Here is a 13,077-nt window from a genome sequence, read left to right on the forward strand (position 1 = left end):
GGGGCCGGGCAGGGGGTTGGGGTTGTCAGTCATTCGATGGTTTCTCCGCGGATTCCTCGTAGTCGTCCCCCACCGCGACGTCGCCGTCGTCGGCGCCCGTCCAGGTCACGTGGAGCTCTCCCAGCGCCTCGACCTGCTCGAACGTCACCGCGGACTCCCGGAACAGCTCCAGCACGGCCAGGAAGCGGGCGATGACTTCGAAGGTGCCCTCGCAGTCGGCCGTCAGCGCGCGGAAGGTGGCCCTGCGCAGCCTGCGCAGGTGCATGACCAGGATGGCCGCCTGCTCCTTGACGCTGGCCAGCGGCTGGTAGATGTGGCCGACGCTGACGGTGGGCGGCAGTTTCGGGGTGAACGCCTTGGCCGCGATGCGGGCGAGCTGCTCGGGCCCGATGCCGAGGATGAGCTCGGGCAGCAGGTTGGCGAACTGCGGCTCCAGCGACACCGTGCGGGGGAAACGCAGCGACTCCTCGGCCATCCGCCCCGCGAAGACCTTCGCGACCTCCTTGTACGCCTTGTACTGCAGCAGCCGGGCGAACAGCAGGTCTCTGGCCTCCAGGAGCGCGAGGTCCTCTTCGTCCTCCACCTCGCCGGACGGCAGCAGCCGGGCCGCCTTCAGGTCGAGCAGCGTGGCCGCGACCAGCAGGAAGTGGCTGGTCTGGTCGAGGTCCCACTCCGGGCCCCTGGACCGGATGTAGGCGATGAACTCGTCGGTGACCTTGGAGAGCGAGACCTCGGTGATGTCGAGCTTGTGCTTGGCGATCAGGCCGAGAAGCAGGTCGAAGGGGCCTTCGAAGACGTCCAGGTGTACCTGGAAGCCTTGGGGGGCCTCGGTCTGCTCTGCGGTCACCTGGCCATTGTCGCAGGAGCCGGCCAGCGCGAGAGCACCTCGCGGGCCAGTTCGCGGTAGGCGTTGGCGCCGAGGGACGACGGGTCGAAGGTGGTGATCGGCTCGCCGGCGACGGTGGCGTCGGGGAAGCGGACCGTACGGTTGATCACCGTGTGGAACACCTTGTCGCCGAACGCCTCCACCACGCGGGCCAGCACCTCGCGGCCGTGCAGGGTACGGGCGTCGTACATGGTGGCGAGCAGGCCCTCGATCTCGAGGTCTTCGTTGAGCCGCTCCTGGACCTTGGAGATGGTGTCCATGAGCAGCGCGACGCCGCGCAGGGCGAAGAACTCGCACTCCAGCGGCACCATGACGCCGTGGGCGCAGGTCAGCGCGTTGATGGTGAGCAGGCCGAGCGACGGCTGGCAGTCGATGAGGCAGACGTCGTAGTGCGGCAGCAGCGGCTTGATCACCCGGCCGAGCACCTGCTCGCGGGCGACCTCGGTGACGAGCTGCACTTCGGCGGCCGACAGGTCGATGTTGCTGGGCAGCAGGTCGAGGCCCTCGACGCCGGTCTCCAGCAGGACGTCCTCGGCGGTGACGCCGCGGTCCATCAGCAGGTTGTAGACGGTCAGGTCGAGCTGGAGCGGGTTGATGCCCAGGCCGACCGAGAGCGCGCCCTGCGGGTCGAAGTCGACCAGCAGCACCTTCAGCCCGCACTCGACCAGCGCCGCGCCCAGGTTGATGGTGGTCGTCGTCTTGCCGACGCCGCCCTTCTGGTTGACCATCGCGACCACTCGCGCCGGCCCGTGCACCTGCGGCGGGACCGGTTCAGGGAACACCGGCCGCGGGCGCTGGGTGGGGCCCAGGTTGACGCCGTTGGAAGGCGCGTTGGTCTTGGTGTCACCCCAGGGGTTGTCGGGGGTCCCCGGGGTCGAACCCTTGGTCGTCACAGTCACCAGCTCGAACCTCCCTGACGATCCCGAACCGGACCGTCCGGACGGACACTATGGCGTCACCACTAAACGCGGCAAGGCGGCACGCCGGGGCACCGCGCACGCGCAAAAGACTATAGATCACTGCCGGGCGCGCGGGTGCGCCGCGGCGTAGACCTCGCGGAGTTTGTCGACCGTCACCAGGGTGTAGACCTGCGTGGTCGTGACGGAGGCGTGGCCGAGCAGCTCCTGGACCACCCGGACGTCCGCGCCGCCGTCGAGCAGATGGGTGGCGAAGGAGTGGCGCAGGACGTGCGGGCTGATGCCGGCCAGGCCGGCGCGTTCGGCCGCGGCCTGGAGCACCTCCCAGGCCCCCTGCCTGGTCAGCCGGCCGCCGCGGGCGTTGAGGAAGACCGCGGGGGTGCCGCGCCCGTGGGCCAGCAGGCCGGGCCTGGCGCGGACGAGGTAGGCGTCGAGCGCCGAGCGGGCGTAGCGGCCGAGCGGGACGACGCGGGTGCGGCCGCCCTTGCCGCGCAGCCGCACCTGGTCGGGTTCGAGGTCGTCGACGGCCAGGCCGACGGCTTCCGAGATGCGGGCGCCGGTGCCGTACAGGACCTCCAGCAGGGCGCGGTTGCGCAGGGTGAGCGGGGCGCCGTCGGGGCCGGAGGCGGCGATGAGGCGTTCGACCTCGTCGACGGCGATCGCCTTGGGCAGTCTGCGGAGCTGGCGCGGCGGGCGTACCTCGTGGGCGGGGTCGTGGGCCGTGACGCCTTCGCGCAGGGCGAACCGGTGGAGCCCGCGTACGGCCGAGACGGCCCGCGCGGCCGAGCTGGCCACGAGGGCGGGATGCTCCCGGTCGCCCTCGCGCAACGCGGCGAGGAAGGCCTGGACGTCGGCCTCCCCCACCTCGTCGAGCTTCAGCCGCCCGCGCGCCTGCAGATGTTCGAAGTATCGCCGCAGGTCACGGCGGTAGGACGCGAGCGTGTTGGCAGCCAGGCCCCGCTCCACCGCCAAATGGGCGAGGTAGCTGGAGAGCACTGCCTCCACGACATGGTCCTTCCGTCACGCCTCCGGGGCGTCGGCGGGGCGCAACAGGGCGAATCCCTCAACCGAAGCCGCATATGCGGCGAGGATACCGGCCACGGCCGGGGAATTGTGGATCATTCCCATGAGCGCCTTCTCGACCGCGTCGGACAGCGGCACCCATTCGACCGGCATGCCGATCTCCTCGTGCCGATGGACGAAGGTGTTCTCCTCGTCGGGGATCCTGCTCAGGCCGCGGGCGAGGAAGACCCTGATCCGCTCGTCTGTCATGCCGGGAGACGAGCGCAGGTCGACCAGGGTGTGCCAGGTGTCGGCGCGGTAGCCGGACTCCTCGGCGAGCTCGCGGGCCGCGGTGTCGGCGAGCGGTTCGCCCGCCACGTCGCGGATGCCGGCCGGCAGCTCCCACATGAGCTGCCGGGTGGGGTGGCGGTACTGCCTGATCATCAGGACGCGGTCGCGGTCGTCGAGCGCGAGCACGGCGACCGAGCCGGGGTGGACGACGTAGTCGCGGTCGGCGACCTCGTCCTGGGGCATCCGGACCGTGTCGGTGACGACCTTGATCACGTAACCCTGGAAGTGCTCCTTGGACGCGACGACGTCCCACGCCTCGGGCGTATCCTCGATCCTCACTTGCCGACCTTGGTGGTCACACGGCTGTCGGCGTAGGCCAGGGCGGCGCCGATGAGGCCCTTGAACATCGGGTTGGCCCGGGTGGGACGGGAGCGGAACTCGGGGTGCGCCTGCGTGCCGATGAAGAACGGGTGCACGTCGACGGGCAGCTCGGTGTACTCCACCAGGCGGCCGTCGGGTGACAGGCCGGAGAAGACCAGGCCGACGTTCTCCAGGCGCTCGCGGTAGGCGTTGTTGACCTCGTACCTGTGGCGGTGGCGCTCGTCGGCCTTGGCCTTGCCGCCGTAGAGCTGCCTGGCCAGGGTGCCCTCGCCGAGCTTGGCGGTGTAGCTGCCGAGCCGCATGGTGCCGCCCATGTCGCGCTCGCCGGCGACGACGTCCTCCTGGTCGGCCATGGTGGAGATGACCGCGTGCTTGGTGTCGGGGTCGAACTCGGCGGAGTTGGCGTCCTCGATGCCGGCCATGTTGCGGGCGGCCTCGATGACCATGCCCTGCATGCCGAGGCAGATGCCGAGCAGCGGGATCCGGCCCTCGCGGGCGTGCCGGATGGCGCCGATCTTGCCCTCGATGCCGCGCACGCCGAACCCGCCGGGGATCAGCACGCCGTCGACGCCGTCGAGCTCGCGCTCGGCGCCCTCGGGGGTCTCGCAGTCGTCGCTCTTGACCCAGCGGATGTTGACCCGCGCGTCGTTGGCGAAACCGCCGGCGCGCAGCGCCTCGGTGACCGACAGGTACGCGTCGGGCAGGTCGATGTACTTGCCGACCAGCGCGATCGTGACCTCCTTGGCCGGGCGGTGCACGCGGCGCAGGAGCTGCTCCCACTCCTTCCAGTCGACGTCGCGGAAGGGCAGGCCGAGGCGGCGCACGACGTAGGCGTCGAGGCCCTCGGCGTGCAGCACCTTGGGGATGTCGTAGATGGAGGCGGCGTCGACGGCGGAGACGACGGCGTCCTCGTCGACGTCGCACATGAGGCTGATCTTGCGCTTGATCGCCGTCTGGACCGGACGGTCGGAGCGCAGCACGATCGCGTCGGGCTGGATGCCGATGCTGCGCAGCGCGGCCACGCTGTGCTGGGTCGGCTTGGTCTTCAGCTCGCCGGACGGGCCGATGTAGGGCAGCAGCGACACGTGCAGGAAGAAGACGTTGTCGCGGCCGACCTCGTGCCTGATCTGGCGGACGGCCTCCAGGAACGGCAGCGACTCGATGTCGCCGACCGTGCCGCCGACCTCGGTGATGACGACGTCGACGTCGGGGCCGGCCATGCCCCGGATGCGGTCCTTGATCTCGTTGGTGATGTGCGGGATGACCTGGACGGTGTCGCCCAGGTACTCGCCGCGCCGCTCCTTGGCGATGACGTTGGAGTAGACCTGGCCGGTGGTGACGTTGGCCGAGCCGTGCAAATCGGTGTCGAGGAACCGCTCGTAGTGGCCGACGTCGAGGTCGGTCTCGGAGCCGTCGTCGGTGACGAAGACCTCGCCGTGCTGGAACGGGTTCATCGTGCCGGGGTCGACGTTGAGGTAGGGGTCGAGCTTCTGCATGGTGACCCGGAGACCGCGCCCCTTGAGCAGACGGCCGAGGCTGGAGGCCGTGAGCCCCTTGCCCAGACTGGAGGCGACACCGCCGGTGACGAACAGATGCTTGGTTTGCGATGCGCTGCGCAAAGGGGCTCCCGTGGCTCGAGTGGTGGCCGAAGTGTCCACGGGCTCTCAGGATATCAAACAACGCCCCTCACATGCCCGAACGGCATGACCTAGCGGTAACTTTGGGCCCTATGTCACTAGTACGCCGGGCCATGGGCGCACTGATTCACCGTGCGTACGCGGCGATCCGCCACGCCGGGGCGATCTCTCCGGACTCCACGGCGGGTTACCGATTCCGCCGGATCGGCGAGGGAGTCAGCATCGCCTTCCCCCCGGGGGCGATCTTCGGCGAGCGGTGGATCGAGATCGGCGAGCACACGCTGATCGGCGAGCGCGTGTCGATCTCCTGCGGCATGTGGCCGGGCGTCGAGCTCGGCCCCGACTCGATCCTGCGGATCGGCGGCTCGTGCTCGATCGGCAGGGGCTCGCACATCGTGGCCCACCAGTCGATCGACATCGGCGACCACGTCTTCACCGGCCCGTACGTCTACATCACCGACCAGAACCACGTCTACGACGACCCCGAGACGCCGATCGGGCGGCAGTGGCCGCGCAACAGCCCGGTCTCGATCGGCGCCGGCTCCTGGCTCGGCACGGGCGCGATCATCCTGCCGGGCACGGTCCTCGGGCGGCAGTGCGTGGTGGCGGGGGGCGCGGTGGTGCGCGGCGAGTTCCCCGACCACAGCGTGGTCGCCGGGGTGCCCGCCAAGCGCGTCCGCGGGTACACGCCGGAGCTGGGCTGGCACGCGCCCGGCGCCGCCGAGGCCGCCGCCGCGATCGCCCTGGCGCTCGACGGGCAGGCCGGGCCGTCCTGAAGCCGGGGACCGGCCGGGAACGGGGATGGACCGAACAAGCTTCTGGAGGTTAGCGTCGGTGCATGCGGACCGCCATCTGTGAGCGCCTGGGCGTCGAGTTCCCGTTGTTCGCCTTCAGCCACTGCCGCGACGTGGTGGCCGCGGTCACGAACGCGGGCGGGTTCGGGGTGCTGGGAGCCGTCGCGTACTCGCCGGAGCGGCTGGAGGCCGAGCTGACGTGGATCGACGGGCGGGTGGGCGGCCGGCCGTACGGGGTGGACGTGCTCGTCCCCGGCCGGATCGACGCCTCCGCGCTCGACCTGCGGGCCCACCTGCTGGACTTCGTCCCCGACCGCCACCGCGACTTCGTCGCCCACCTGCTGTCGAAGTACGGCGTGCACGCCCCGCCGCAACCCCTGAGCGCGGTGGCCGACGAGTTCGGCAGGCGGGTGACGGCACCGGGCGCGACCGCGCTGGTCGACGTGGCGCTCAAGCATCCGATCGGGCTCATCGCCAGCGCGCTCGGACCGCCGCCGCCGGAGATGGTGGCGGGCGCCAGGAAGGCGGGCGTGCCGGTGGCCGCGCTGGTCGGAACCGTCGAGCACGCCCGCAGGCAGGTGGCGGCCGGGGCGGACATCGTCGTGGCCCAGGGCGCCGAGGCGGGCGGCCACACCGGCGAGATCTCCACGATGGTGCTCGTGCCGCAGGTCGTGGACGCGGTCGCGCCGGTCCCCGTGCTGGCCGCGGGCGGCATCGCCTCGGGCCGCCAGATGGCCGCGGCCATGGCGCTCGGGGCCGAGGGCGTCTGGTGCGGCTCGGTGTGGCTGACCACCGAGGAGGCGGAGACCTCGCCCGCGCTCCGGCGCAAGCTGCTGGCCGCCTCGTCGCTGGACACCGTGCGGTCCCGGTCGCGTACGGGCAAGCCGGCGCGGCAGCTCAGGTCGGCCTGGACCGAGGAGTGGGACTCCGGGCCGGAGAGCCCCGGGCCGCTGGGCATGCCCCTGCAACTGCTGCTGGCCGAGGGGGCGATGGCCCGCATCGGCGCGGCGGCCGACCGCGGCGACCCCGGGGCCGTGGAGCTCGTCACCTACTACGTGGGCCAGGCGGTGGGCCAGCTCGACCGCGTGCGACCTGCCCGTGACGTGGTGTACGACATGATCAGCGAGTTCACCGACGCCGTGACCCGCCTCACGTCGTCCTGAAGGCCCGTCCCGTGCGGAGTGGTTCCTCCCGTATGGCCCGGTAGCATGCGCGTGTGGTCGGGACACCGCCTGAGCTGGAGCGTGGCACCGGGGTTCCCGCGCACACGCAGATCGAGCAGTGGCTGCTGGCGGCGATCTCCTCCGGCGAGATGGCCCCGGGCGACCGGCTGCCCGGCGAGCGGGAGCTGGCCGCCCGCCTCGGCGTGAGCCGGATGACCCTGCGCCAGGCCCTTTCCACCCTCGAACGCGACGGCGTGCTGATCAGGCTCCCCGGCAGGTCGGGCGGCGCGTTCGTGGCCGAGCCGCGCATCGAGTGCGACCTGACGGGGCTGGCCGGGTTCACCGAGCAGATGCGCCGCGCCCACCTGCGGGCCGAGGCGCGGATCCTGACGGCCGCCACCGTGCCCGCGCCGGCGGCCGTGGCCGCCGCGCTCGGCGTCGGGCCGGGCGAGCCGGTGCACGAGGTGGCCCGGGTGCGGTCGGCCGGCCGTTCGCCGGTGGCGCTCGAACGCTCCTTCTTCCCCGCGCTGCCCGGCTTCCTCGGCGAGGACCTCGGCGGCTCGCTGTACGCGCTGCTGGCCGGCCGCTACGGGCTGGAGCCGCGGACCGCGGTCGAGCATCTGGACCCGGTGATCGCCGGTCCGGAGGAGGCGGCCGAACTGGGCATCGCGGCGGGCGCGCCGCTCATGCTGATCGAGCGCACGGCCTACGCCGCCGGCGGCGTCCCCGTCGAGTACGCCCGCGACCTGTTCCGCCCCGACCGGGTGCGCCTGTCGGTGCGCAGCGGCGTCACCGCACCCGCGACCCCGCCGGGTCGTACAGCGGCTCCCTGACCACGACGCCCGGCACCCACTCCCCCTCGATCTCGACCTCCACCGCGGCGCCGGGCTCGGCCCCCGGCCCGGCGGGCAGGTACGCGTAGGCGATCGACCGCTCGACCGTGTACCCGTACCCGCCGGAGGTGACCCGGGCCACGACCTGGCCGTCCACCCGTACGGGCTCGTTGCCCAGGGCGACCGCCCGCGGGTCGGCCAGGGTGAGGCAGCGCAGGCGGCGGGCCGGGCCGGGGTCGAGGGCGTCGCGGCCGAGGAAGTCCTTGCCGGGCTTGACGCAGAACCCGAGCCCGGCCTCGTACGGCGTCGTCTCCGGCCCGATGTCGGCGCCCCACACCCGGTACCCCTTCTCCAGCCGCAGGCTGTCGATGGCCCGGTAGCCGCCCGCGACCAGCCCGTACGGCTCGCCCGCCCGCCACAGCGTCTCCCACAGCGCGAGCCCGTACTCGCTGGAGCAGTACAGCTCCCAGCCGTGCTCGCCCACGAACGTCACCCGCAGCGCCAGCGCGGGCACGTCGCCCACGGTCAGCTCCCGGGCCGACATGAACGGCAGGTCCGGCGGCTCCGGGGTCAGCCCGGACAGGATGTCGCGCGCATGGGGGCCCCACAGGGCGAAGCAGGCGTACTGGCCGGTGACGTCGGCGATCCTGGCCGTCGAGCCGGTGAGCGCGGCCTGCCGGCGCAGCCAGGCGAGGTCGCGCGAGCCCGACGCGGTGCCGGTGACGATCAGGAACTCCTGCTCGCCGCGCCGGGTGACGGTGAAGTCGCACTCGATGCCGCCGCGCCGGTTCAGCGCCTGCGTGTAGGTGACGGCGCCCACCTGGCGGGCCACGCGGTTGTCGCACACCCATTCCAGCAGGGCGGCGGCGTCCGGGCCGGTGACCTCGATCTTGGCGAAGGAGCTCTCGTCGAACAGCCCGGCCGTGGTGCGGGTGGCGCGGTGCTCGGCCCCGACGGCGGGCGACCACAGGCGTCCGGCCCAGCCGCGGGGGCGTTCGTCCGCGCCGCCGGGGGCGGCGGAGTAGTGGTTGACCCGCTCCCAGCCGGCCTTCTCGCCGAAGACGGCCCCGTGGGCGGCGTGCCAGGAGTAGACGGGCGAGACCCGCAGCGGGCGCCCGGCCGCGCGCTCGTGGCTCGGGTAGCGGATGTCGTAGTACGTCTCGTAGTTCTCGACCGAGCGTTTGACCGTGTACGACGGCGACCGGTACTGGCCGCCGAAGCGGCGCACGTCCATGTGGTGGACGTCCATGCCGGGCTCGCCGTCGACGATCCAGTCGGCCATCACCCTGCCGATGCCGCCCGCGCCGGCGATGCCGTGGGCGCAGAACCCGGCCGCCACGAAGAACCCGCCGACCTCGGTCTCCCCCAGGCAGAACTCGTTGTCCGGGGTGAACGCCTCGGGCCCGTTGATCAGCTTGCGGAGGCCGACGTCGGCCATCGCGGGCACCCGGATCCGGGAATTGGCGGAGATCTCCTCCAGGCGCGGCCAGTCCTCGGGCAGCAGCCTGCCGTTGAAGTCGGCCGGCACCGCGTCGTAGGAGGTCGCGGAGGCCGTCCAGGGGGCGCAGGTGCGCTCGTAGCCGCCCATGACCAGGCCGCGCACCTCCTGCCGGTAGTAGACGAGCAGGTCGGGGTCGCGCAGCGTGGGCAGGACGGGGTGGTCGTGAAAGGCGTCGGTGACGACGTACTGGTGGGACATCGGCACGATCGGGATCCGCACCCCGGCCATGCGGCCGATCTCGGCGGCGAACATGCCGCCGCAGTTGACCACGATCTCGCAGGCGATGTCCCCCTGGTCGGTGCGGACGCCGGTGACGCGCCCGCGCTCGACGTCGATGCCCAGCACCCGCGTACGGGTGCGCAGGCGGGCGCCGCCCTCGCGGGCGCGGGCGGCCAGGGCGTAGCACAGCATCGAGGGATCGACCTGGCCGTCGGTCGGCAGGTACGCCGCCCCCACCACCCCCGACGGGTCCATCAGCGGGAACAGCTCCACCGCCTCTGCGACCGAGATCTCCTCCAGCGGCAGCCCGAACGTCCTGGCCCAGCCGATCTGGCGGCGGATCTCGGCCATCCGCTCGGGGGTGGAGGCCAGCTTGAGCCCGCCGCACTCGGTCCAGCCGGCGTCGAGGGTGCGGTAGAGCTCGACGGAGTACTGGTTCATCCGGGTCAGGGTGGGGTCGGAGCGGAGCTGGCCGACCAGGCCCGCGGAGTGGAAGGTGGAGCCGCTGGTGAGCTCGTCCCGCTCCAGCAGGACGACGTCGCGTTCGCCGCGCCGGGTGAGGTGGTAGGCGACGGACGCGCCGCCCACCCCGCCGCCGATGATCACGATGCGGGCCGAGTCGCTCATGGTCGCGAGGCTAACCCGCGTACCCTAAAAGGTCTAGACCGTTTAGGACGGCGGAGCTAGCATCGATCATGGCGATCGCCCGGGTCCTCGACCGCATCCCGCTGCTGTCCGGCCTGCCGCGCTCCGTCGAGGAGCTGCCCGGCGGGATGACCAACCGCAACTACAAGGTCACCACCCCGGCCGGGGTCTACGTCGTGCGCGTGGCCGCCAGCGACGGCTCCCTGCTGGGCATCGACAAGGACGCCGAGCACGCCGACTCGGTCGCCGCCGCGCGGGCCGGGGTGGGGGCGCCCGTGCACGGCTACCTGCCGGAGGCGGGCGTGCTGGTGATCGGCTTCCTGCCGGGCCGGACGTTCACCGAGGCCGACCTGTGGGAGCCGGCGAACCTGACGCGGGTGGCGGAGGTGTGCCGGCGGCTGCACGCGGGGCCGCGCTTCGTCCGCGATTTCGACATGTTCGAGGTGCAGCGGGGGTATTTGCGGATCGTCCAGGAGCGAGGTTTCCGACTTCCTGCGAAATATCTGGATTTCATGCCCGCCGCCGCAGAAATCAGGAAATGTCTGGCGGTACGTGCCGAGCCCACCGTCCCGTGCCACAACGATCTTCTCCCCGGCAACATCGTCGAGTGCGGCGACCGCCTGCACCTCATCGACTACGAGTACGCCGGCAACAACGACCCCTGCTTCGAGCTCGGCAACCTCTGGAGCGAGGCCGACCTGCCGCCCGGCCACCTGGAGGAGCTCGTCACCGCCTACTACGGCCGCCGCCTGCGCCACAGGATCGCCCGCGCCCGGCTGCTCGGCCTGATGTCCAAGTACGGCTGGACCCTGTGGGCCTCGATCCAGGACGGCGCCAACGACACGATCGACTTCGACTTCTGGTCCTGGGGCATGGAGAAGTACGAGCGTGCGGCCGCCGAGTTCACCCGGCCGGGCCTGGCCCGCGTGATGGAGGCCGCGGCGGGGGCAGACTAGGGGGATGTTCGCCGCGCTGACCGGCCTCGGCCTCTCCACCGCCGCCGGCCTTAACGCCTACATCCCTCTCCTGGTCGTGGGCGTGCTGGCCAACCTCACCGACAGGGTGAAGCTGCCCGACGGCTACTCCTGGCTGTCCAACTGGGGCGTGCTGGCGATCATCGCGGTGCTGCTGCTCGCCGAGATGGTCCTCGACAAGGTGCCGGCCGTCGACACCGTCAACGACGCCATCCAGACCGTGGTGCGCCCGGCGGCGGGCGGCGTGGTCTTCTCCGCCACCAACGCCGCCGCCGAGCTCGACCACTCCACCTGGATGACCGAGAACCCGTGGGCCGGCTGGCTGCTGGGTATCGTGATGGCGCTGGCCGTCCACATACTGAAGGCGACGGCCCGGCCGGTGATCAACGCGGGCACGGCGGGGGTGGGCGCGCCCGTGGTGAGCACCGCCGAGGACGCCGGCTCGCTCGGCATGAGCCTGATCGCGGTGTTCCTGCCGGTGCTGGTGATCGTCGCGCTGCTGCTGCTCGTCCTGCTCGCGTGGTGGACGTTCCGGCGGGTACGCCGGCTGCGCGCCCGGCGCAGGATCAGGAGGAATCCACCCGCAGGCTGAGTGCGCCTCACCCTGCGGGCTGATCCGCCGCCCCGTCCCGCGCTTCTACGGTGTTCCCTCATGAAGCGAGTCATCATCACGGGGGGAGTCGCTGCTCTCGGCCTGGCCGCGTCGGTCGCGCCCGTCCCGGCGTCAGCGTCCGCGCCGGCGAGCGTCACGGTCGTCGCCGCCAAGCTCGACGGGCCGCGCGGCCTGACCTTCGGCCCCGACGGCGCCCTGTACGTCGCCGAGTCCGGTTCCGGCGGCACGATCAAGTGCGCGACCGTGCCCGCCGAGCCGGGCGGCGAGGCGAGCAAGGTGTGCCTCGGCCTCACCGGGAAGATCTCCAAGCTGGCCGACGGCCGGCTGACCACCGTGGTCAAGGGCCTGCCCTCGGCCGGCTCCGACGGCCTCGGCACCGGCCCGCACGACGTCGCCTTCGCCGCGGACGGCTCCATGCTGGTGCCCGTCGGCCTGGGCGGCAACGGCAAGCTGCGGGCCGACCTCGGCCCCAAGGCCCGCACCCTCGGCACGCTGCTGAAGATCAAGGACGGGAAGTCGTCCGTCATGGGCGACCTGCTGGCGTTCGAGGTCAAGCACAACCCCGACAAGAAGGACAAGGGCAGCGCGATCGACTCGTACCCGTTCGCGGTCGTGCCGACCCCGCAGGGCGGCGCGCTCGTCACCGACGTGGGCGGCAACGACGTGCTCCAGGTCAGCGCGTCGGGCAAGGTGACGCTGCGGGCGGTGTTCCACGCGCGCAAGGTCGCGGCCCCGGCCATGCTCAAGCTCCCCAAGGGCAGCAAGGTGCCGATGCAGTCGGTGCCGATGGGCATCGCGGCCGCCCCCGACGGCTCCTACTACGTCGCCGAGCACGCCGGGTTCCCGCAGCCCGAGGGCGTGGCCCGGGTGTTCAGGCTGGCCGGGAAGAAGGCCGAGACCGCCGTCAAGGGCTTCACCACCGCGGTCGACGTCGCCTTCGACGCCTCGGGCCGGCTGCTCGTCCTCGGCTCGGTCGGCCCGGTGCCCGCCGACCATCAGCCCCGTACGTCGCTCTACCGGATCGAGGCCGACGGCACGCGCACCGAGCTGCTCAAGCCGGGCACGCTGACCGTGCCGCTGGGCATGGCGGTCGCCGGCGACGGTTCGGTCTACGTGTCCAACAAGGGCTTCACCCCCGGCAAGGGCGAGATCGTCCGGGTGGAGCCGCCCGCATAGACGTGTGAGCGCCATGGCCCCCAACCCCCTGTGCGCGCTCACACG

The 13,077-nt window shown here is 72.0% G+C and carries 12 protein-coding genes; 6 read left to right on the plus strand and 6 right to left on the minus strand.

Annotation, left to right across the window (positions count from 1 at the left end):
* Positions 1-25 precede the first annotated feature (25 nt).
* From ACIBQ8_RS21890 to ACIBQ8_RS21910, 5 genes are all read right to left on the minus strand, one after another.
* Positions 26-847: a segregation/condensation protein A gene (locus ACIBQ8_RS21890; protein ID WP_352321918.1), complete on the minus strand. Its 822-nt coding sequence runs from the start codon at positions 845-847 to the stop codon at positions 26-28.
* Positions 844-1,779: a ParA family protein gene (locus tag ACIBQ8_RS21895; protein WP_387645452.1), complete on the minus strand. Its 936-nt coding sequence runs from the start codon at positions 1,777-1,779 to the stop codon at positions 844-846. The genes ACIBQ8_RS21890 and ACIBQ8_RS21895 overlap by 4 nt, the downstream gene beginning before the upstream one ends.
* Positions 1,780-1,902: 123 nt before the next feature.
* On the minus strand, positions 1,903-2,808 hold the full coding sequence (locus ACIBQ8_RS21900; protein WP_352321922.1) for a site-specific tyrosine recombinase XerD: 906 nt from the start codon (positions 2,806-2,808) through the stop codon (positions 1,903-1,905).
* Between the two features lie 15 nt (positions 2,809-2,823).
* Positions 2,824-3,435 carry an NUDIX domain-containing protein gene (locus ACIBQ8_RS21905; protein WP_397171521.1) on the minus strand — a complete coding sequence of 204 codons (612 nt, stop codon included), beginning with the start codon at positions 3,433-3,435 and terminating at the stop codon, positions 2,824-2,826.
* Positions 3,432-5,096, minus strand: coding sequence for a CTP synthase (locus ACIBQ8_RS21910; protein ID WP_397171519.1), 1,665 nt, complete (start codon positions 5,094-5,096; stop codon positions 3,432-3,434). Before ACIBQ8_RS21910 ends, ACIBQ8_RS21905 begins: the two co-directional genes overlap by 4 nt.
* A 131-nt stretch (positions 5,097-5,227) precedes the next feature.
* Between ACIBQ8_RS21910 and ACIBQ8_RS21915 the strand changes: the two genes are divergently transcribed.
* The 3 genes from ACIBQ8_RS21915 (at position 5,228) to ACIBQ8_RS21925 (ending at position 7,904) form a co-directional block, all read left to right on the plus strand.
* Positions 5,228-5,890 (plus strand): DapH/DapD/GlmU-related protein, encoded by a 663-nt coding sequence (locus ACIBQ8_RS21915; RefSeq protein WP_387666688.1) that lies wholly within the window; start codon positions 5,228-5,230, stop codon positions 5,888-5,890.
* Between the two features lie 62 nt (positions 5,891-5,952).
* The gene (locus tag ACIBQ8_RS21920; RefSeq protein WP_397171518.1) at positions 5,953-7,071 is read left to right on the plus strand and encodes an NAD(P)H-dependent flavin oxidoreductase; all 1,119 of its coding nucleotides are present in this window, start codon (positions 5,953-5,955) and stop codon (positions 7,069-7,071) included.
* 53 nt (positions 7,072-7,124) lie between these two features.
* Positions 7,125-7,904: a GntR family transcriptional regulator gene (locus ACIBQ8_RS21925; RefSeq protein ID WP_397192847.1), complete on the plus strand. Its 780-nt coding sequence runs from the start codon at positions 7,125-7,127 to the stop codon at positions 7,902-7,904.
* On the opposite strand, the gene ACIBQ8_RS21930 is transcribed toward ACIBQ8_RS21925, so the two are convergent.
* Complete coding sequence (locus ACIBQ8_RS21930; protein ID WP_397192848.1) at positions 7,861-10,251, minus strand: FAD-dependent oxidoreductase; 2,391 nt, start codon at positions 10,249-10,251, stop codon at positions 7,861-7,863. The genes ACIBQ8_RS21925 and ACIBQ8_RS21930 overlap by 44 nt on opposite strands.
* Positions 10,252-10,319: 68 nt before the next feature.
* Here ACIBQ8_RS21930 and ACIBQ8_RS21935 point away from each other — a divergent pair, with 68 nt between their 5' ends.
* From ACIBQ8_RS21935 to ACIBQ8_RS21945, 3 genes are read left to right on the plus strand one after another with little or no spacing between them, the layout of a single operon-like run.
* Positions 10,320-11,225, plus strand: a complete 906-nt coding sequence (locus ACIBQ8_RS21935) for a phosphotransferase (protein ID WP_397171513.1) — start codon at positions 10,320-10,322, stop codon at positions 11,223-11,225.
* Positions 11,226-11,229: 4 nt separating this feature from the next.
* A complete protein-coding gene (locus ACIBQ8_RS21940) occupies positions 11,230-11,835 on the plus strand; it encodes a DUF4126 domain-containing protein (protein ID WP_397171511.1) in 606 nt (201 codons plus the stop codon).
* A gap of 60 nt (positions 11,836-11,895) precedes the next feature.
* Positions 11,896-13,032, plus strand: coding sequence for a ScyD/ScyE family protein (locus ACIBQ8_RS21945; protein ID WP_397171509.1), 1,137 nt, complete (start codon positions 11,896-11,898; stop codon positions 13,030-13,032).
* The last annotated feature ends 45 nt before the right edge of the window (positions 13,033-13,077 follow it).

The sequence above is a fragment of the Nonomuraea sp. NPDC049646 genome (assembly GCF_044465525.1).
Lineage (GTDB): Bacteria > Actinomycetota > Actinomycetes > Streptosporangiales > Streptosporangiaceae > Nonomuraea.